The organism is Verrucomicrobiia bacterium (assembly GCA_035765895.1).
GTDB lineage: Bacteria > Verrucomicrobiota > Verrucomicrobiia > Limisphaerales > DSYF01 > DSYF01.
Window position 1 is genome coordinate 1 of record DASTWL010000078.1, and the last position, 20,084, is coordinate 20,084.

Annotated in this window: 21 protein-coding genes; 12 read left to right on the forward strand and 9 right to left on the reverse strand. The window is 61.0% G+C overall.

Annotated features, from left to right (window positions below; all coding sequences use genetic code 11):
- The 8 genes from VFV96_15135 to trmB all read left to right on the forward strand — a co-directional run.
- Positions 1-589: major capsid protein (locus VFV96_15135; GenBank protein ID HEU5071738.1), on the forward strand; the 589-nt coding region annotated here is incomplete at its 5' end.
- Positions 590-642: 53 nt separating this feature from the next.
- The gene (locus VFV96_15140; GenBank protein ID HEU5071739.1) at positions 643-870 is read left to right on the forward strand and encodes a hypothetical protein; all 228 of its coding nucleotides are present in this window, start codon (positions 643-645) and stop codon (positions 868-870) included.
- Complete coding sequence (locus tag VFV96_15145; protein HEU5071740.1) at positions 867-1,052, forward strand: hypothetical protein; 186 nt, start codon at positions 867-869, stop codon at positions 1,050-1,052. Before VFV96_15140 ends, VFV96_15145 begins: the two co-directional genes overlap by 4 nt.
- Positions 1,021-1,668 (forward strand): hypothetical protein, encoded by a 648-nt coding sequence (locus VFV96_15150; GenBank protein HEU5071741.1) that lies wholly within the window; start codon positions 1,021-1,023, stop codon positions 1,666-1,668. Before VFV96_15145 ends, VFV96_15150 begins: the two co-directional genes overlap by 32 nt.
- Positions 1,669-1,671: 3 nt before the next feature.
- Positions 1,672-2,202, forward strand: coding sequence for a DnaT-like ssDNA-binding protein (locus tag VFV96_15155; GenBank protein HEU5071742.1), 531 nt, complete (start codon positions 1,672-1,674; stop codon positions 2,200-2,202).
- 12 nt (positions 2,203-2,214) lie between these two features.
- Entirely contained in the window at positions 2,215-2,526 is a 312-nt protein-coding gene (locus VFV96_15160) for a hypothetical protein (protein ID HEU5071743.1), read from the forward strand.
- Positions 2,523-3,221: a hypothetical protein gene (locus VFV96_15165; protein HEU5071744.1), complete on the forward strand. Its 699-nt coding sequence runs from the start codon at positions 2,523-2,525 to the stop codon at positions 3,219-3,221. Before VFV96_15160 ends, VFV96_15165 begins: the two co-directional genes overlap by 4 nt.
- A 676-nt stretch (positions 3,222-3,897) precedes the next feature.
- The gene (gene trmB / locus VFV96_15170; GenBank protein HEU5071745.1) at positions 3,898-4,530 is read left to right on the forward strand and encodes a tRNA (guanosine(46)-N7)-methyltransferase TrmB; all 633 of its coding nucleotides are present in this window, start codon (positions 3,898-3,900) and stop codon (positions 4,528-4,530) included.
- Here trmB and VFV96_15175 read toward each other — a convergent pair.
- The 6 genes from VFV96_15175 to VFV96_15200 all read right to left on the reverse strand — a co-directional run bounded on the left by VFV96_15175 (position 4,527) and on the right by VFV96_15200 (position 10,743).
- Positions 4,527-4,985, reverse strand: coding sequence for a phage holin family protein (locus VFV96_15175; GenBank protein ID HEU5071746.1), 459 nt, complete (start codon positions 4,983-4,985; stop codon positions 4,527-4,529). The genes trmB and VFV96_15175 overlap by 4 nt on opposite strands.
- 60 nt (positions 4,986-5,045) lie before the next feature.
- Positions 5,046-6,017, reverse strand: a complete 972-nt coding sequence (locus VFV96_15180) for a type I phosphomannose isomerase catalytic subunit (protein ID HEU5071747.1) — start codon at positions 6,015-6,017, stop codon at positions 5,046-5,048.
- 15 nt (positions 6,018-6,032) lie between these two features.
- Positions 6,033-7,028 carry an acetyl-CoA carboxylase carboxyltransferase subunit alpha gene (locus VFV96_15185; protein HEU5071748.1) on the reverse strand — a complete coding sequence of 332 codons (996 nt, stop codon included), beginning with the start codon at positions 7,026-7,028 and terminating at the stop codon, positions 6,033-6,035.
- 429 nt (positions 7,029-7,457) lie between these two features.
- Positions 7,458-8,243, reverse strand: a complete 786-nt coding sequence (gene pgl / locus VFV96_15190) for a 6-phosphogluconolactonase (protein HEU5071749.1) — start codon at positions 8,241-8,243, stop codon at positions 7,458-7,460.
- Positions 8,188-9,747: a glucose-6-phosphate dehydrogenase gene (zwf, locus tag VFV96_15195; GenBank protein HEU5071750.1), complete on the reverse strand. Its 1,560-nt coding sequence runs from the start codon at positions 9,745-9,747 to the stop codon at positions 8,188-8,190. The genes pgl and zwf overlap by 56 nt, the downstream gene beginning before the upstream one ends.
- A gap of 69 nt (positions 9,748-9,816) precedes the next feature.
- Entirely contained in the window at positions 9,817-10,743 is a 927-nt protein-coding gene (locus VFV96_15200) for a DMT family transporter (GenBank protein HEU5071751.1), read from the reverse strand.
- Positions 10,744-10,846: 103 nt separating this feature from the next.
- Between VFV96_15200 and VFV96_15205 the strand changes: the two genes are divergently transcribed.
- The 3 genes from VFV96_15205 to VFV96_15215 all read left to right on the forward strand — a co-directional run bounded on the left by VFV96_15205 (position 10,847) and on the right by VFV96_15215 (position 13,976).
- The gene (locus VFV96_15205; protein ID HEU5071752.1) at positions 10,847-12,067 is read left to right on the forward strand and encodes a 4-hydroxy-3-methylbut-2-enyl diphosphate reductase; all 1,221 of its coding nucleotides are present in this window, start codon (positions 10,847-10,849) and stop codon (positions 12,065-12,067) included.
- A 4-nt stretch (positions 12,068-12,071) separates the two neighbouring features.
- Positions 12,072-13,223, forward strand: a complete 1,152-nt coding sequence (locus VFV96_15210) for a deoxyguanosinetriphosphate triphosphohydrolase (protein HEU5071753.1) — start codon at positions 12,072-12,074, stop codon at positions 13,221-13,223.
- Positions 13,224-13,364: 141 nt separating this feature from the next.
- A complete protein-coding gene (locus VFV96_15215; GenBank protein ID HEU5071754.1) occupies positions 13,365-13,976 on the forward strand; it encodes a hypothetical protein in 612 nt (203 codons plus the stop codon).
- Positions 13,977-14,023: 47 nt separating this feature from the next.
- Here the strand turns inward: VFV96_15215 and glgA are convergent, their stop codons facing one another.
- Together glgA and serS are read right to left on the reverse strand one after the other, a co-directional pair.
- A complete protein-coding gene (glgA, locus tag VFV96_15220; protein ID HEU5071755.1) occupies positions 14,024-15,466 on the reverse strand; it encodes a glycogen synthase GlgA in 1,443 nt (480 codons plus the stop codon).
- A gap of 76 nt (positions 15,467-15,542) precedes the next feature.
- Positions 15,543-16,844 carry a serine--tRNA ligase gene (gene serS / locus VFV96_15225; protein HEU5071756.1) on the reverse strand — a complete coding sequence of 434 codons (1,302 nt, stop codon included), beginning with the start codon at positions 16,842-16,844 and terminating at the stop codon, positions 15,543-15,545.
- A 163-nt stretch (positions 16,845-17,007) separates the two neighbouring features.
- On the opposite strand from serS, the gene VFV96_15230 reads away from it, so the two are divergent.
- Positions 17,008-17,766: a hypothetical protein gene (locus VFV96_15230; GenBank protein HEU5071757.1), complete on the forward strand. Its 759-nt coding sequence runs from the start codon at positions 17,008-17,010 to the stop codon at positions 17,764-17,766.
- Positions 17,767-18,122: 356 nt separating this feature from the next.
- Here VFV96_15230 and VFV96_15235 read toward each other — a convergent pair whose 3' ends face one another.
- On the reverse strand, positions 18,123-19,895 hold the full coding sequence (locus tag VFV96_15235; GenBank protein ID HEU5071758.1) for a VCBS repeat-containing protein: 1,773 nt from the start codon (positions 19,893-19,895) through the stop codon (positions 18,123-18,125).
- Positions 19,896-20,084: the final 189 nt, after the last annotated feature.

A 20,084-nucleotide genomic window follows, 5' to 3' on the forward strand; every position in this document is an offset into this window, starting at 1 on the left:
GGCCGGCAACAAGTTGTCCATCGCGGCGGAAGCGACCGGCGGTGTGTCGTCCACCACGCAGCTCAACGGCGCAACCTTCGTGGATGCGACCGTGAAACTGGGTGATCGCGGCGACCGGCTGACGGCCATCGCGCTGCACTCGGCGACGGAAGCCGCGCTGCGCAAGCTGGACCTGATCGACATGATTCCCGACAGCGAAGGCAAGGCGCAGATTGCGACCTTCCAGGGCCGCCGGGTCATCGTGGACGATTCCATGCCGGTGCGGGCGGGCACGACCAGTGGCTTGGTTTACACCAGCTACCTGTTCGGTCCGGGCGCGTTCGCCAAGGGCGCTGCTCCGCTGGATTCGACGCCGTTGCAGGGCGGCATCGGCACGGAGGGCGTGGAGATCGCGCGGCAGGCGTTGGACAGCGACACGCTGCTCATCAATCGCCGCCGCTACATCCTGCATCCTCGCGGGGTGAAGTTCACTTCGGCTGCGGTGGCGGGCGACAGCCCGACCAATGCGGAACTGGAGAACGGCGCGAACTGGACGCGGGTGTTCGAGAACAAGAACGTCCGCATCGTCGCGATTGATCACAACAACTGAGTCACGGCGCGGGGCATGGCCTGAAACCATGCCTCGCGCTTCTTGGTGTTTCCGTGAACCGCTTCTTCGCCATCTATCACGGTCTGACACCTGCCGCGCCGTGGGGCGTCGCAGTCGAACGTGAGTTTGGCTCGCCCAAGGTGGAGTTGCTGATGCTCTGCCGGACGGAGAAGGAAGCGGTTCAATTCGCGAATCTGACCAGCCTCGGTCATGGATTGAAAAAGTATCGCGACGAGAAGGTGGCCTCGGGTGAAGGGCAATCGGTAGGAGCAAAACGATGAACACACTTTATCCCATCATCCGGCGCAAGCGTCGCCCACTGTTTGTGGCCGACAAGCCGCCGGTCATCGCGGGCAATGTTGAGCCGGCGAAAGCCGTGGCGACGAAGCCCGCTGAAGCCATCCCGACGGCAGGCAAACCGCAGACAAGCGATGACCAAACCGATCCAACTTCTGAGTCGTAGCCGCTGGCTGGCAACGTGGCTTCAACGCCGTCGCCGCAAGCGGCAGCATGGTCTGTTGCCCGCGCCGGTGCTGCGAGCCGCCTATCCAACCCTGCTGCAATGGGATTGGAATCTGGCGAATCCCTACAAGTGGAACGTCTGGACTAGCCTTGACGGCGGGATCTCTTTCTTTTTGACCGAGGACTACTGGCACTATGGCGACTCCCGTCAATTTGCGCCGGATGGTGGTAGCGAATTCTATCTCATTGTTGGCGTTGATTCGACCGGCAAGGAGATAACGCATCGCAGTAATGCCGTGCGGCCTGACGACGCGATTGCACCGCCAGAGATCGCTGGTGGCAATGCCGAATGGGAGTCCACCGAACCGGGCTGGTGGGACGTTTACATTGACTGGACTTTCAACCATGCCGGCCATCCGGTCGCGCAAATCGAAATCTGGCAGAGCATCAACAACGGGCCGTTTGAATTGCGAGACACGGTCACGAGTGAGGAAGTCAGTCACTACTACCCGATGGCTGCCAACAGCGAGACGACTTTCGACTTCAAGGTGCGTTACCGCAACGGCGCGACGGTCGGGCCGTTCTCGAACGTGTATCGCATCGACATCCAAGTTTGATTTATGGCTCTGACACTTATCAAAGAGGACGGCACGGGCCGCAGCGACGCGAACGCTTACGCCAATGCGGCGGATGGCGACGCCTACCACGATGGGCATTTGTATGCGACGGCGTGGACCGCTGCTACTGCCGTCAAGAAGGATGCCGCGCTCGTGATGGCAACGCGGCTGATTGATTCACAATTCCAGTTCGACGGCGGCAAGCTGAACGAGGCGCAAGCGCTCCAGTGGCCGCGTGAGAACTGCCACGATCCGGACGCCGACGGCTGGGGCGGCGGCACGGTCGCCAGCAACGTCGTGCCGAAGCTGGTCATTCAGGCGACATGCGAGATGGCGCGTGAACTGATCGTCGCTGATCGCACCGCCGCGCCTGCGGGTGAGGGCATCAAGTATGCAAACGTCGGCACGACCCAGACCGGTTACGACAAGAGCGACACGCGCCCGGTGATTTCGCGCGTCGCCCAGGCGATGCTTTCCAAATACGGCACGCTGCTCAATCGCAAGGGCGGCACAGTGCGACTCGTGCGTAGCTGACCCATGACGAACATGAATCCCAACGAATTTCTCAAGGCTGTGGACCATGCCGCCGGCATGAATGACCGCTGGTTGTTCCTCGCCGCGTTCCTGCTGCTACTGATTGGCGGCGGCATTGTGATTTATTGGCTGGTGCGCCAACTGCAAGTTGTCCTCGCCGATCACAAGGAGTTGCGCGAGTCGCATCACGCGGCGCTGGCGCAAATCATCGAGAAGCAAAGTGAGACTTCACTCAAGCTCGCCGTCTGCATTGACCACAACACCGCCGCGCTGAATGAGTGCGCTTTCGAGTTGCGGCGATTCCAGGAAAGGAAGGAAGCATGAAGCGATTGAACCACACACTGATTGATGTCGCCGTGATGGCATCTGTTGGCCTGCTGTGCGGCTGTTCCGGCACTGCACCACTCAAGGGCGGCAAGGCCACAACGCTGAGCAAACCTACTCAGGGCATTGAGCAAACCGTCGTGCAATCCGACAACCCGGCGGCCGTGTCGCGGCAGGATCAAGAGACGGTGCGGACACGGAGCTATACCGTGCCGACGGGTTCGCGACTGGAATCCGGCGCAACGAATGCCCCGGCTGTGGTCGTGAGTGCGCCCATGCCCGTTGTCGAGCGCGAGGAGACACGGGCCAAGACGGAGTTGGGTGCGGCACAGAAAGACACGGCCCGCGAACTCGGCGCGAAACTCGCCAGCCTGAAAGGCATCGTGTGGGTCGGTGTCGCCATGTTCGTGTTCGGCCTGGCATCCATTTTCTATCCGCCGCTGAAGCTGCTCATTGGCAGCGTGACGACGAGCGCTGCCATCACGGTCGGCGGTTTGACACTCATGGTTTTGCCAAGCATGATTGTGGGCAATGAACTGCTGATTTTGAGTGGCGTTGCGGTTGCCGTGGGTGGTTGGTTCTTGGCACATCGCCACGGTCAGTTACGGGGTATGATTGATGCGAACAACAATGGCGTGGATGATCGGATTGAAGCGGTCCTGGAGAAGTGGCGAAATGAGAGCAATCCTCACTAATCCTCACACGGCGGACATGGTTTCGAGGTGGTCTAAAGACGTTCTCGAAACAGGGCGAAAGTGCTATTTCAACCAATAGAATAGGCCTTCCGCACCACTCCGACCGCATACCGTCGAAAAACACGGTCTTAGGTTCGAATCTCACCGCCCCGACCATTCTCCAGTTTGATACTTTCATTAATGGTGTATTTTTTCGCGAACATCTCCGATCGACAAACATTTCAGAGATGCAACCGAGCGGCTTCGATGCTATTCGATTCGGCAACGCAAGCGCCGCCTGACGGGCATGGGAGTGCACCGGTGAGCTCCAGGCTGTCCGATCGACTACACGGATGCACGCTGTCATTTGAATTGGCTTCCGAGATCGGCAATCGGGTGTGTTCACAAGAGTCCCATCGCCTGGGCGAACCTTCCCCAAGGCAGCACTTGTTCGCCGCCGACAACATTGTGCCTTGCCGAAGACTCCTCTGCGCCACGAGCAGTTTTCTCCCGTTCTGTAAATGCGAAAGGATGCCGCCATGGGAAAGTGCCGGGCACCGTGACGACAGGCGTCCAGCCCACTCCGTAAACAGGGGCGCCAAGAAATTCGCAGAATGCACCAGCGCCGCCGTTGAAGCCGACACCAAACGCTTGCGCCAGGTCCACGTTAACGGCAGCTTGCGCCCCATTTTAAATGATGAGTTCACCGTTTCAGCCGTCTTCGATAACCGCAGCGCCCGGACTTGTCCATGAACTCCCGAGCATTCTCGAATGCATCGAACTGAAGACCCTTTTCGCCAAGCCGCAGCCGGTCGAAGTGGAGCTGGGTTGTGGTGACGCATCGTTCCTCGTCGCTTACGCCGAAGCGAATCCACAACACAATTTCATCGGCATCGAGCGCCTGCTGGGGCGCATAAAAAAGCTGGATCGCAAGGGACGCCGGCACGGGCTGACCAACCTGCGCGGCATCCGGATCGAATCCGGCTATTTCCTGGAATATTTGCTCGCTGAACATTCGGTCGAGGCGTTGCATGTGTATTTTCCGGATCCGTGGCCGAAGCTTAAACATCGTCGCCATCGCTTCATCAACGAGCGCTTCCCGAACCTTGCCTGGCGGGCGCTCAAGCCGTGCGGCGTGGTTTACCTCCGCACGGACGACGCCGATTATTTTGAGCAGATGCAACGCATTTTTGCCGGCGATTCTCGCTTCAAGAAGTTCGAAACACCACCGGCCTTGCTCGCATTGAAGACAGACTTCGAGAGGGATTTCAACGCGCGGGGCGTGCCCACGCTGGCCGTTGCCTACCAGAAGCACGACCAAAGCGCTTAAACGTCGATGACGGGGCCGTCGCCATCGTCATGACGGCCCGGCGGGTTGCGTTTTTTGCCGAAGCGCTGGATTTGGATGCGGGAACGACCGGTGCCGGTCAATGAATTCAGCACGAGTGAGACAAAGCTGATGATGAGCGATCCGAAGAAGGCCGACCAAAAGCCGGCCACTTCGAAGCCGTGCACGATCTGCCCCACCAACATCAGCAAGAGGGCGTTGATGACGAGCATGAACAATCCCAACGTGAGAATCAGCAGCGGCAACGCTACCAGCATCACCAAGGGGCGGACGAACGCATTGAGCAGTCCAAGCAGGAGCGAAGCGAGCAGCAAGACCTCCCAGTCGTGGTTGTAGGAAATCCCGGGCAGCAGACACGCTGCCACCAGCACCGCGAAGGTGTTGATGATCCAGCCTTGCAGGAATCGTTTGATTGTGCCTCCGCTCTTGTAATCCATCTCGCGCAGCCAAAATGCGTCAGGCGCCGGAGCAACTCAAGCCCTACGGAACCGGTCGTTTCAACGGCCCGCCTCGGCGCGCAAAAACGTGACGGGCGCACCGGACCGAACCTCGGCTTTGACAGCGGCGGGAACCAGTGCAAAGTCACCGGCTTTCAACTCCAGGTTTCCGGCGGCGGACGCCACGGTCATTTCGCCTGCGACCATGCCGAGAATGTGCATGACGCCGGCGGGCAGCGCCGTGCGACCAGCGTGTTCCAGACTCACGTGCTCAACCTTGAACAGGGAACACCCGGCGAGCGCCCGGATGCTCGCATCGCCAGCTTTGACGGCGTCACGCGGTGCCAGCGGCGGTTCAAAGTCTGCAAAGTCAATGCTCGCCAGCGACTGCGGCACATGCAGTTCGCGCGGCCGGCCATCCAGCCCGACCCGGTTCCAGTCAAAAACCCGATACGTCGTGTCCGAGTTCTGCTGGATTTCGAAGATAACATTGCCCGCGCCGATGGCGTGAACACGCCCGCTGGGCAGGAACATCGCGTCGCCCGCCCGGACGTTGTGCCGGTGAAAACATTCAGCCACCGTGCCGTCCGCGATCTTCCGCTCAAAATCACTCCGCGTGACCCCTTTCCGCAGGCCAACAAAAAGCGCCGCGTCGGGTTGCGCTTCGGTGATAAACCACATCTCGGTCTTGGGATCGCCTTTCAGTTCGGCTGCCTTGGCTGACGGTGGATGCACTTGCAGGGAAAGCGTGTCCTTGGCGTCGAGAATTTTAACCAACAGCGGGAACCGGCCGTTCAGTGCCCGCGCTTCGCCGAGCAGTTCGCGGACGTGGTGTTCCATCAGCCATCGCAAATCGCGTCCGGCCAGCGGGCCGTTGACGATGACACTCACGTCGCCCGGCCGGTCCGTGATTTCCCACGATTCGCCGATGGGCACCCCGGCCGGGAGTGGCTTGCGGTAAAGACGTTCAAGATTGCGCGCTCCCCAGACACGCTCCTTGAAAATGGGAGTGAACTTGAGCGGATAAAGCATGGTTTGGAAGAAGGGTCACACCGCCGCCAAGCTGGCCTTGGCGGGACGTTCCGGTTCCTGAAAATGTCCAAAAGCCCGGAACTTGGCGTAGCGATCCTTCAAACGATCAGCCACGCTCATCCGCGCGACTTCAGCCAAATGCTTCAGCACCTGTTCCTTGAGATTGGCGGCCGTTGTCTTCGGATCGGTATGAGCACCGCCCAACGGCTCGGGAATGATGCCATCCACCAGTCCCAATTCCAGCAGGTCGTTGGCGGTGATGCGCAACGCCTCCGCGGCTTTTGCCGCCGCCGTGCGGTCCTTCCACAGGATCGCCGCACAGCCTTCGGGGCTGATGACAGAATAGTAGGCGTTCTGGAGGATCAACACCCGGTTGGCCACACCAATGCCCAAAGCGCCGCCAGAGCCGCCTTCGCCGATGACGACGGCGATGATCGGGACTTCCAGCAGCGTCATTTCCCGCAAATTCACCGCGATGGCCTCAGCAATGTGCCGTTCTTCGGCGCCGATGCCAGGATACGCGCCGGCCGTGTCGATGAGGGAAATGATGGGCAGACCGAATTTGTCGGCCATTTGCATCAAGCGCAGCGCCTTGCGATACCCTTCCGGATGCGCGGAGCCGAAGTTCCGCAGGATGTTCTCCTTCGTGTCTCGACCTTTTTGCGTGCCGATGACCATGACCCGCTGGTCGGCAATTTTGGCAAATCCGCCCACCACGGCGCGGTCATCGGCAAACCGGCGGTCGCCATGCAGCTCATGAAAGTCGGTGAATGCGGTGTTGATGTAATCGAGCGCGAAGGGACGCTTGGGATGGCGTGCCAGTTGAACGCGCTGCCAGGGCGTGAGATTGGTAAAAATTTGTTTCCGCGTTTCCTCGATCTTGCTCTGGATGAGCGCGATTTCCTCCTCAAATTCGATTCCGATGGCGTGCTTTTCCGGATGCGCCTTGAGTTCGTTGAGTTTGTTTTGCAGTTCAACAATCGGCTTCTCGAAGTCGAGAACGTGTTTCATGGCCGCGCAGGTTAAACGCCCCTGCCATGGGTGGCAAACGGGATTTCCAAAACATACCCGGCCAGAAAACACCAGAGGGAAAAAGGCAGAGGGCCGGATTTGCATCCGGCCCTCGGTGACGATGAGGTTTATACGCCGTCGTCCCGGCGCTCAGAAGGGTAATGCGGCCAACTTGGGGGTCGCTGTTCGAACCGCATTACGAGCAAAACCTCTCTGCCAACCCTAAACGAACAGCGAAATTTCAAACATCTGACGTATTGACGTAGCAAATCAATTGCCCGTTCAAAACTTTCTCACATTCGTCAAAGAGCCTCAAAACCGCAGCGTTTTTTCGCTGACAGAACTGCTCGCAAAGTGGACTCGAAGCCATGAATTGTCAAAAAACTGGACCCAGTTGGCAGAGGCAGAACGGCTTGGGCGCTCTGAGGGTCAAGCCAGAGAGATATCAGTGAAGATTTTCGTTCGGCCGCGCCCCTGAATCACCTTCGCCAGCGGCGTTTGCCCCGTCGTAGCAATCGATTGTGCCAGCGCTGCTTGCTTGCCGGCGCCCGCAACCAATACCCAGACTTCGCGGGCCGCCGCAATCAAACCGTGACTCATCGTGATCCGGGACGGTGGAGGTTTGGGCGAATTGAACACGGCCCGAAAGACGGAAACGTTGTCGACTTCTGTCGACAGGTCGCCCGGAAATAACGACGCGACATGGCCGTCTTCGCCCATGCCCAGCAAGATCAAATCCAAACCCGGCATTTGCGGCGCAGGCAAGCCGGCGACCCGACGCAGTTCAGCCGTGGCCCGTTCGGCGGCGACCAGGGGATCCAGTTCCCCTTGGATTCGGTGGATCGCCTTGGCCGGCACGGCCGCCGGGCGGAACAAGTGTTCGCGCGCCAGCAAGTAATTGCTTTCCGCGTCGTCGGGCGGAACACATCGTTCATCGGCCCAAAAAAATTCCGTCCCGTCGAACGTGAGGTTTTGCTGGTGAGCCGTCGCCACGGCTGCGGCATAAAACGCCCGGGCAATGCGCCCGCCGGAAAGGGCAACCAAATGCTTTCGGCCTGCGGCGCGGGCCGCCGCGAGCTGTTCCAACCACGCGCCGGCCGCTGCTTTGGCCAGCGCGGCATCGTCCGCGAAATGACTGACTTCGACCTGTCCCATCGAATTACTTGAGCGGCTGTGGCTCGCGCCAGGCGTGGCCGGAGCGGGCCAGAAGTTCATGAGCCAGTTGCGGTCCCCAACTGCCGGCCGGATAAAATTCGCGATCGTCCAGCCCGATGCCGTTCCAACCGGCACGGATGGAATCCACAATCTGCCAGGCCTGTTCCACTTCATCGCGGCGGATGAACAACGTGGCGTCACCACTCACCGCGTCCAGCAGCAGACGTTCGTAGGCTTCCGGGGTGTAGGCACCAAACTCCGCATCGTAGCTGAAATGCATGCGCACCGGCCGCAGTCCGTAGCCAACGCCCGGCACCTTGCCGTTGAAGCGCAGGGAAATGCCCTCGTTCGGTTGCAACCGCAACGTCAACGCGTTGGCGTCCAGCCGCGGACCGCATTGGGCCGCGAACAGCACGTTGGGAGTTTGCCGGAACTGCACGCGCACTTCGCTGGCGCTGATGGGCAGTGCCTTGCCGGTGCGCAGATAAAACGGCACGCCTGACCAGCGCCAGTTGTCCACGAACAACTTTAACGCCACGAAGGTTTCCACGTTGGAGTGCGGATTGACTTTTTCTTCCTCGCGGTAGGACTTGATCGCCTCCCCGCCGACGCTGCCCGCGGTGTATTGACCGCGCACCACCATCCGCGCCACCTGCTCCGGCACCATGCGGCGGACGGAGGACAAGAGCTTCACCTTTTCGTCGCGAATCGGTTCGGCATCCAGCGAAACCGGCGGCTCCATCGTCACCAGCGAAAAGACCTGCAGCAGGTGGTTCTGCACCATGTCACGCAACGCACCCGCCTCCTCGTAGTAGCCTCCGCGGGAGCCGACGCCCAGTTTTTCGCTGACGGTAATCTGCACGTGGTCCACCGCGTCGCGATGCCAGACGCGCTCGAAGATGGAATTGGAAAAGCGGAAGGTGAGGATGTTCTGCACCGTCTCCTTGCCCAGATAGTGGTCGATGCGGAAGACCTGCTGTTCCGAGGCAAACTTGGTCAGTTCGTGGTTCAGGGCGCTGGCCGAGGCGAGGTCGTGCCCGAACGGTTTCTCCACCACCAGGCGTTGCCAGCCTTCGTTCCCTCCGCGATGCAACAATTTGGCGTTGTGGAGCTGCTCGGCGACGATGCTGAACTGGCTCGGCGACGTCGCGAGGTAAAACAGCAGATTCCCCCGCAGCTGCGGCTTGGGAAAGGCGGATATGACTTGGGAAAGCTTGGCATACGCCGCCGCGTCCGCGATGTCGCCCCGGCAATAGTGAACATTCGCGGCGAAGGCCGTCCACACCGCGTCGTCCACGGGCTTGGTGCGGGAAAAACTGTCCAGCGCCATCCGCAGTTCCTGGCGCCAGGAATCGTCGGTCTTGTCGCGGCGCGCAAAGCCCACGATGCGGAATTCGGGCGGCAGTTGCTTGTCCTTGAACAAATGGTAAAGCGCAGGGATGAGTTTGCGGGACGTCAGATCACCGCTGGCGCCAAAGATGACGATGGTGCAGGGCTCCACCACCTTGCGGATGCTGTCCAGCCGGCACGTCATCAGCTCGTCCAAATCTTGATTCACTTCCATGAGGCGAAACGATGCGGGAGTTTGGCCGAAAATACAATGGGCGTGTTTAATCCGGTCCGTGAATTGAACTCATCCACGTCCGCCGGCCGGTTCATGGCGGAACCGCGTCTGCCCCAGCACCACGCCCGTTCCAATCAACAGGATCGCCAGCCAGAAGGTAGGAGTGACTTTTTCGCCGAGGGTGAAATGCGCCCAGGTCATGGTGCTGAGCGGAATCAAATTATTGAACAAATACACCTTGCTGGTCGGCCACCGGCGCAACGCCATGTTCCAAATCCCGAACGCCGCCACGCCGCCCGCCAGCACGCAGTAGCCCTGCACGCCCAGTTGCCAGCCCGTGGGATGCCAGCCGCGCACGCCGATTTCGCCCGCGCCCGCCAGCGTGAGCAACAGCCCCGCGCGCCACATGGTTTTGGCCGAGACTTCCGCGCCACTCAACCCTTGCGTCAACGTGCGGCACTGCCGGCCGTAGTTCGTCCAGAGCACGCTGCTGCTGATGCCCAGCACTTCGCCCAGCAAATGAAAACCGCTGTTGCCCAAGGCGGGCCAGAGCAGCACCAACACGCCCGTCAGCGCCAGCAACGCCGCGCCATAACGTTGCCCGGCAATGCGCGCATCGACCGGCCGGCCCTCCCACAACAGCGCCCAGACCGGTGCCGCGCCCAGATAAAGCGCCACGTGTGAGGCGGATGTGAAACGCAGGGCCCAGTTAAACGCCATGATGTAGGCCGCCAAACTCAGGCCGCCGCGCCACCACAAGCGGCGCCGCAACCCGACGTCCACGGGATGCGCCACGCCAAACCATCGTGTCCACCGCAGCAGCGCCTCCATCACCAGGCCGGCACACAGGAAGCGCGTTCCGCCGGTCCAGAGGGGCGGCCAGGGCGAGACGGGATGCGAAACCAGATACTTGGTTCCGGCATTGTTCCCGCCCCAAAGAATCACGGCAAAGACGATGGCGGCGGCAATGGCAGTGTTGGACGGCCTGCGAAGCACGCGCCTAGCTAGGGGAACGCGCCCGGCATTGCAATGGCAATCTGGCCCCGGCCGTCCGGCTTTCGGCTCGACGCTGCGCCCGTGCATGATAGATTGGGCGCGTATGGCAGTTGAAGCTCCCGCCGCCCAAAAAATCAACCTGCGCCGCCCCGACGTCATGGAAACGGTTCAGGCGCAGGTCGAACAACATTACCGCAGCGAAATCGTCGAACGCGTCCGCGCCAGCGGCCATCAAATTCGCGCCGGCGAACTGACCATCAAACTCGCCAAGGAATTTGGTTTCTGTTACGGCGTCGAGCGGGCCATCGACCTGGCCTACGCCGCCCGCAAGGTGTTTCCCGATCAGCCGCTCTACATCCTTGGCGAGATCATTCACAACCCCGAGGTGAACGACCAGATCCGCGCCATGGGCATCAAATTCCTCTCCGGCAAGGACAAGGATGCCGACATCAATGATCTCAAGAAGGACGATGTGGTGATCATTCCCGCCTTTGGCACGGAGGTGTCCACCCGCAAGCTGCTCGAGGCCAAAGGCTGCCGCTTCGTGGACACCACGTGCGGCGACGTCATGAGCGTGTGGAAGCGCGTCCGGCAGTATTCCCGGGACAAGGTCACCAGCATCATTCACGGCAAGGCCTGGCACGAAGAAACCAAGGCCACCAGTTCGCAGGCCAACCCCGGCAACGGCGGTCACTATCTGGTGGTGTTTACGCTGGCGGAAACGGATTACGTTTGCGACTACATTGAGCACGGCGGTGACAAGGCGGCCTTCCTGAAAAAATTTGAAGGGGCCTGTTCACAAGGATTCGATCCCGATGTTCATCTCAACGCCATCGGCGTGGCGAATCAGACCACCATGCTGCGCGGCGAAACCGAGGAGGTGCAACGCCGGTTGCGGGCGGCCATGGTGCGCCGTTACGGAGCAGCCGAAATCGACCAGCACTTCCGCTTCTTCGACACGATCTGCGGCGCCACGCAGGAGCGTCAGGACGCGCTGCAAAAGCTGCTGAACGATCCGCTCGACCTGCTGCTTGTCATTGGCGGCTACAATTCCTCCAACACCTCGCACCTGGCGGAAATGGGTGAAGCCAAGCTGCCGACCTATTTCATCAAGAATGCCAGCAAAATGATTTCGGACGACGTCATCGTGCATTACAACCTGCACCACACCAAGGAGGTCGAATCCCGCGGCTGGCTGCCCAAGGGCCCGGTCACCATCGGCGTCACCGCCGGCGCGTCCTGCCCCAACAATCTCATCGAAGACGTCATCCGTCGTTTGTTTGAACTGCGCGGCCTGTCCGCCCAGGAAGTTCTGGCCGCTTGACCCCATGCCCCGCACCCGCACCGAGCTGGAAGAACAGGAGCGCCTCATTCTGGCGCCTTACGCACAATTCAGCGCCAATACGCGCGGGCGCAAATACAAGGAAGACCCGCCCGAGTGGCGCACGCATTACCAGCGCGATCGTGATCGCGTCATCCACTCCAGGGCTTTTCGCCGGCTGGAATACAAGACGCAGGTCTTCCTGAATGGCAGCGGCGATCATCTGCGCACGCGGCTCACCCACACCATCGAAGTGGCGGCCATCTCACGGAACATCGCCCGGGCGCTGCGGCTCAACGAGGATTTGTGCGAGACCATCGCGCTTGCCCACGACCTGGGGCATTCCCCTTTCGGTCACAAGGGCGAAACGGTGCTGGCCAAACTGATGAAGGGCCACGGCGGCTTTGAACACAACCGCCAAAGCCTGCGCCTCGTGGAGGAACTGGAGCAAAAATACCCCGGCTTCCCGGGCCTGAATCTCACGTGGGAAGTCCGCGAAGGCCTGGTGAAGCACTACACCGCCTACGACCACCCGAGCAAGCGCAAGGGCTTTGACGCAAAGTCCTCCTCGCTGGAGGCGCAGGTCGCCAATCTCGCCGACGAAATCACTTACTACAGTCACGACCTGGACGACGGCATCGATTCCGGATTGCTGGACGAAAAAGCCCTGCGCCGGGATGTTCATCTTTGGAATGTTGCCGCCCGCATGGTGGCCAAGGAACACGGCCCGCTGGCAGCCGAGAGCCGGCGCTACTTCACGATCCGTTGCATCATTGATCTGCAGGTGAAGGACGTGGTGGAAACCACCGAGGAACGCCTGGCCGATGCGGGCGTCCAGAGTGCGGACGAAGTCCGGCTCCAGTCCAGCCCGCTCGTCCAGCACAGCCCCACGCGCCGCAAGCAAAACCTGGAATTGCGCGAGTATCTTTATAAAAACCTTTACTACAACCCCGTCGTGCACCAGCCGAACGTGCGCGCCGTGCGGATGCTGGAGCAGTTGTTCAACCACTTCCTCGAACACCCGGAGCAAATCGGCGCACTGAGCCGCAAGCGCATCCGCAAGGACGGCGTGCACCGTGCGGTGTGCGATTACCTGGCCGGCATGACGGACCGCTACGCGATCATGGAGCACCAGCGACTGTTCGGCGTGCAGATTTAGCCTGACGCCGGGACGGTCCAAGGCAGCGCCCCCACCATTGCTGCTCCGCCAGCCTCTTCAGGAGCGCTGAAGAAATCACGAGTTGACACGATTCTGGGTTAGATTTACGAATCAATCGAATCCTGAAGGAGCAGGTCTCTTATGAACAGCAACTCTGTCATCCTCACCGCCGCGCTCGCGTTTCTCCTCGTTTCGACCAATGGATGTGCTTTCGGAACGCGCCACGCCAAAATCACCTATCCGCCCGACACCAAGGCAGCGAAAACCGCCACGAACAGCCAGCCAGCCGGTGTTCTCGGCCGCATTGCCGTCCAGCATTTCGACGATGACCGCGCGGACAAGCGTGTCGTCGGGCACGTGCGCAATGGCTTCGGCATGAAGACCGCCGAGGTCGTTTGCGACACTGAGGACATCAATTCGCTGGTCACCGAGGCGGTGCGGTGCGAGCTGCAAAAGGCCGGTTATGAAGTCGTGAATGCTGACGCCGCCGTTGATGCGAGCACACCGGTGCTGGTGGGTTCGCTGACTTCGCTCTACTGCGACGCATACATGAGTTACGACGGGTCCGCGACGCTCGTCGTCAGGGTGAGCCGCGCAGGAAAGGAAGTGTTCAAGAAGTCCTACGAGGGCAAAGGCAGCGTGGGCATCAACTGGGGAGCGTCGGGCACCAGTTACGGGCGGTCGCTTTCGTTGGCGCTGCTGGATGCAATTGAGGTCATGAAGCGCGATCTGCCCACTGCGTTGAAGCAATAATCGGCGCGCCCCCGGAGAAAATGGCCGTGGGACTTCTGCGCGGCCCTTCAATGCCGCCCATACAATCCCACGTATCGTTCCGCCGTCCGGTCCCACGAGAAATCGGCCACCATCCCGTTCTGCCGGAACCGTTGCAGCGCGGCCGGCGCGGCGTAAAGCGCCAGCGCCTTGCGGATGGCCTGCGCCAGGGCCGCGGGGCTGTATTCGCAAAACTTGATGCCCGTGGCCGCCGCGGCGTTTTCTTGTGCATCCACCACCGTGTCATCCAAACCACCCACCGCGCGCACGACGGGCACCGTGCCGTAGCGCAGACTGTAAAGCTGGTTCAAGCCGCACGGCTCGAACCGTGACGGCATGAGGTAAAAATCACATCCGGCTTCGATGCGATGCGCCAGGCCCGGATCGTAGCCGATGCGAATGGCCACCCGGCCGGGATGTCGCTTCTCCAGTTGATGCATGGCGCGCTCGTAACCGGGATCGCCGCTCCCCAGCATCACAAACTGCATCGGCTCGCGCGCCAGCATTTCGTCGAGCGCCGGCACCAGCAAATCGATGCCCTTTTGTTCCGCAAGCCGCGTGATGCTGCCGAACAGCGGCACGCCGGCGGTCTTGACCAGTCCCAGTTCCGCCAGCAAAGCCGCCTTGTTCGCTTCCTTGCCGCGCCAGTTTGCCGCCGAATAATGCGCCGGCAAAAACGGATTCTGGGCCGTGTTCCAGTCGTCGTAATCGACGCCGTTGATGACGCCGTGCAAAACGCCGATGCGCTCCCGCAAAAGCCCGTCGAGGCCACAACCGAATTCTTCCGTCGTAATCTCGCGCGCATACCGCGGGCTCACGGTCGTGATCACGTCGGCGCAGGCGATGCCGCACTTCAGGCAGTTCATCGCGCCGTAAAACTCGGCGGTCTGGATGGTGAACTGGCTCCACGGCAGGTTCGTCAGTTGAAATGCACCCGCGGCAAACGTTCCCTGGTAGGCCAGGTTGTGAATGGTCAGCATCACCGGCGGACGCGCGTCCCAGCCCCGCGTCCGCTGCTCGTGCTGCGCCAGGATCGGAATCAGCCCCGTCTGCCAGTCGTGCGCGTGCACGACCTCCGGCTGCCACGGGAGATAACGCGCCAGATGCACGGCGGCCTTGGAAAGAAAGACAAACCGGTCTGCGTTGTCGGCGTAGTCGGAGCCGCTCTCGCTGTAGATGCCGTGCCGGTCGAAAAACTGCGGCTGCTGCACGAAGTAAAGCGTGAGCCCAGGCACCGGTTCCTCGATCCAGATTTCACCCGTGACCGTCCGCGGCCCCAGTTCCAGCGCCAGCCGCCAGTCCAGTTTGCGCAGCTGCGCATGCCGGCTGCGGATGCCGCGATAGAGCGGCGTCACGATGCCGACTTGATGCCCCAGGCGCGCCAGGGTCTTGGCAAGGCCCGCAACCATGTCACCCAGCCCACCCGTCTTGGAATACGGATGCACTTCGCTGCTGGCCATCAGGATTTTCATCGCGGGCTGTTCCACCGAGTATTGCGCGCGTCGCCCAGCTTCTGACGATTGGCGGGCGCGGCGGCCGGGGCAAATCTCACGCCGTAATGCGGTCGGTCTTCAGATACGGCCGCAAGGCCTCAGGCACGAGGACACTGCCATCTGCCTGCTGATGCGTTTCGATGAGCGCGACAAACAACCGCGCCAGCGCCGTGCCGCTGCCGTTCAGGATGTGCGGGAACTTGTTGGTGCCATCCTCGGCCTTGAAACGCAGGTTCATCCGCCGCGCCTGGAAATCCTCGCAGTTCGAGCAGCTCGACACTTCGAGGTAGCTCCCCTGCCCGGGCGCCCAGACTTCAAGGTCGTAGGTCTTCGCGCTGCCGAAGCCCATGTCGCCCGTGCAAAGGGAAATGACGCGGTAATGCAGCCCCATCAATTGCAGGATGCGTTCGGCATTCGCGACCATCTTTTCCAGTTCGTCGTAACTGCTCTCGGGCTTCACCACCTTGATCAGTTCCACCTTGTCGAACTGGTGCACGCGAATCATGCCGCGCGTCCCAACACCCGCCGCGCCCGCCTCGCCACGGAAGCACGGCGTGTAGGCACAATAGCGAATCGGCAGTTGTTCGGCCTTGAGAAGCTCCTCACGATGAATGTTCGCCACCGGCGTTTCCGCGGTGGGAATCAGGTAAAGCTTGCCCAGGTTCTCCGCCACGTCGCCTTCGGCCACGCCGTAGTATTGATCCTTGAACTTCGGAAACTGGCCGACGCCCACGAGGCAATGTTCACCGACCATGAACGGCGGCGACACCTCGGTGTAACCGTGCTCGGTCGAATGCAGGTCGAGCATGAACTGAATCAGCGCGCGTTCCAGCTTTGCGCCCCAATGCGTGTAGAGCAGGAAGCCGCTGCCCGAAAGTTTCGCCGCCCGCGCGAAATCAACGAGCTTCAGACTCTCGCAGAGTTCCACGTGCGACTTGGGCTGAAACGCGTAGTTCGGCTTCTCCCCATGAACCCGGACGACGGGATTATCCTCCGCCGATTTGCCAATCGCCACGGATGCGTGCGGCAGGTTCGGCAGCCCGAGCATCAGCTTGTCGCGGCCCGCTTCCGCCTCGCCCGCCTGCTTGTCCAGCGCCGCAATCTTGTCGCCCAAATCCTTGGTCTCCGCTTTCTTGGCATTGGCCTCCTCGATTTTCTTTTGCCCCATCAACGCGCCGATTTCCTTCGACACCTTGTTGCGCAGCGCCTTCAAGGCCTCCACCTCGGCCAGCGCCTTGCGCCGCTGTTCATCGAGCTGAAGAATCGCCTCAATGTGCGCTTCATCGCCACCCTGCCGCGTGGCGAGGCGTTCTTTGACAAAATCAGGCTGCTTCCGAATCAGATTGATGTCGAGCATCGGTCAAGTATGGGAAAGCCCCCCCGCAGCAGCAAGCGGGCATTGGACTGCGAAACGGCGTGAGGGCAATGCGACCAAGCTGCCGCACGGCCGGAGTTCGCCCGCCCGGACCTCCCCATTATGTGGTATCCACAGCGGGTCATTTGTCGCCAATCATGACCGCGTGCCAGCCACATCACTGCTTCTGCCCCGAAACATCCTCGCCGGCCTCGTCGCATTGTCCCTCGCGCATGCGGCGGCTGCCCCCAACACCGTTCCGAACATCGCCATCGGCGGCGGGGAGACGGACCCGCACACGCACCTGCGCTTTGAAGGCATTCCGAAGGACGCCAAGCTCGTGCGCGTCAGCACGCATCTCATCGTGGAGCGGGCGGCTACGAACGGGCTGAACTTCTTCGCCGTCCAGGTGAATTTCCCCAACCAGACCTGGGCGCACGGCGGACCGCAGGTGAATTCCGGCGCCGAGAAAGCCAACTGGGGCGGACTCGTCAACCGTGGTGGCGGCTCCAAGGATTACGAGGAGGTGAATTGGCAGGAGGATTTGAAGCTCATCGAGTGCGGCATCGACAAGCCCAACACCGTGCCCTGGAAATGGGAACGAGACCGGGAATACATCCTGACCGTCGAACGCGGCCAGCAGGTCAAACTGCCGGCGGGAACCAATGCGCATTTCAAGGTCAGCGTGCCGGAGCGCACCATGTGGCGGTGGAACTTCACCATCCAGCCTGTGGACGGGAAAGAGCAGGATAGCTACAGCGCGTTCATCTACGATTCGGCGGACCACTTCCGCAGCTTCTACCTCTGGAACGAGTCCGGCTACGGCTCGACCAGCAAGGAACAACACACCAAATGGTCCCTGCCGACCTACCGGACCGCCGACGACCCCGAAGACAAAGTGCCTGCTGGCTGGAAAAGATTCTGACCGGCTGGCTCAAGTCAAAACAATCTGGCTTGCGATGGCGACCAGCAACTCCAACGCCTGTGCGACGCACACTGCCGGTTTGCCTGCCTTCTCTTTTTTCGAGAATGGCCACATTGCTTTACGTAGCGCAGCCGTCCCCGCCTGCGAGTTCCGGCGGCGTCTCGCCGCCAGAACGTGCCTGTTGCGTGGCGCGAACTGGCACCGGGACGGTGCCCGAACTCGCAGCCGAGGGCGGCCGCGCTACACCCGCTGGGGCGAACCACAACGCTCAGGCTCTCGCCGGGCAGAAGCCGGGCCGTGGCCAGCGAGTTGACTCACGGTTGATTGCAGCAGCACAACGTGACACCGGCTGCCGCTCACTGCACCGCCCGGAGAATTCCGTTCATGAAAACCAGGTTCTTCGTCCCCGAAGGCACGGTCACGGTGAGATTCGTGCTCAGGCCGCCAACGATGGCATTGGCATTCAGTCCGGTCAGCCCACCGCCGTCGCCGCTGAGCGTGTTGGCGAAAACGAACGTGGATGACGTGCTGTTGGTCAGCAGAGTCAGGTTGTTGTTGCCCGAATTCACGCACGCCAGGTCGGGTCTGCCATCGTTGTTGGCGTCGAGGGAAACGACCGAATACGGACTGGAGCCCGTGACCGGGGAGGCCCCCACGATGAACCCGCCCTGGCCATCGTTGAGCAGCACGGTCAACGAAGCGGCGTTGTAGTTGGCGCTGATGATATCCATTTTGCCGTCGCCATTGAGGTCGGCAGCAATCACGCAATAGGGCTGGCTCCCGACCGCAGGCGAGGCGGCCACGGCAAAACCGCCGAGGCCATTGTTCGTCAGCACGGTCAACGAGTCGCTGAACACATTCGCGCTGATTAAATCCATCTTGCCGTCGCCGTTGATGTCCGCTGCGGTCACCGAAATGGGCGAAAGGCCCACGACGGGTGAGGAACTCAACACAAAGCCGCCGCTGCCGTTGTTGGTGAGAATGGTCAGCGAGTTGGCGTTCGCGTTCGCGCTGATGAGATCCATCTTGCCGTCGTTGTTCACGTCCGCCGTGGTCACGGAATACGGCGACAGGCCAACGGCCGGAGTCGAAGCAACCACGAAACCGCCGAGGCCGTTGTTCGTCAGGACCGTCAAGGCATTGGAGCTGGTGTTGGCTGTGATGATGTCCTTTTTGCCATCGCCGTTGACGTCCGCTGTGATGACGGAGCGCGGGCTGCCGCCGATGATGACCTGACTGGGACTCCCATAGCCGCCGCTGCCATTGTTGGTCAGCACCGACAGGCTGCCGACCGTGAGATTGACGCTGATGAGGTCAGGCTTGCTGTCGCCATTCACATCGTCTGCGGTCACCGCATAAGGGCCGTTGCCAGAAAGCGGTGAGGACGAGAGAACAAACCGGCCGCCACCCGCGTTCGTCAATACCGTGAGCGAGAAGTCGCTGAAGTTGGCGCTGATCAGGTCCATCTTTCCGTCCTGGTTGACGTCCGCCTTTGTGACCGAAAGCGGCGTGGGGCCAACGCCCGGCGCAGATGCGAAGACGAAATTGGCCCGATTGGTCACGATGGTGATGAGCCCGCCGGAATTCACATTCATGAAGCTCAGATTCGTCACGCCCGAACCATCACCGTAGAACGTGCCGGTAATGTTCACCCCGCTCGCACCGTTCGTCAGCACGCCCGACGGCAATCCGGACAACGGAATAACCCCGCTCACCTGGCTGCCGGACACCGTTCCGCTGATGTTGCTGGCCGTGTTGGCGAACATGGCGTAAGGCGCGGGCGTGAGCGGCTGGCGCGGGCTCAAGTTGGTGAAGGCGCCACCGTTCTTCTGCACCGCGATTTCCAGCCAGCGCGGGCCGCCATCGAACACGCTCCCGAAGTTGAGCGGCACTGTGAACACACCATTGCTGACCGCGACGCTGGCCGGCCCCTGGTTGCCCAGCAAATTGCCGTTGGTCGGCGCATCATAGAGATAAAACGCCATGCCGTAGTTCGTGCCATTGGCGGCGCTGCCATCTTCAGTCAGGCGCCCCTGATAGGTAAACGTTGTGCCTTGGGCGAAAACCGTCAGAGGCACCCACGCGCCGGCAAAACCCATCCCCACGAGAAGTTTGAGCATTGGTTTCATAAGCATTGAAGGAAGACGCCATTAGGTCGGGTGACCGGGGCGGTTGTGGCAGATTTCCGCCGGCGCGTCAATGAGCCTGATGACTTATCGCTCAGGTCAGGTGTTCGAACTGATTGTGGTCGGTGCCCGACACGCCACATTCTGAACGCCAGCCGGACCATTCCTCGCTTTGACTCCCCCGCGCCAATT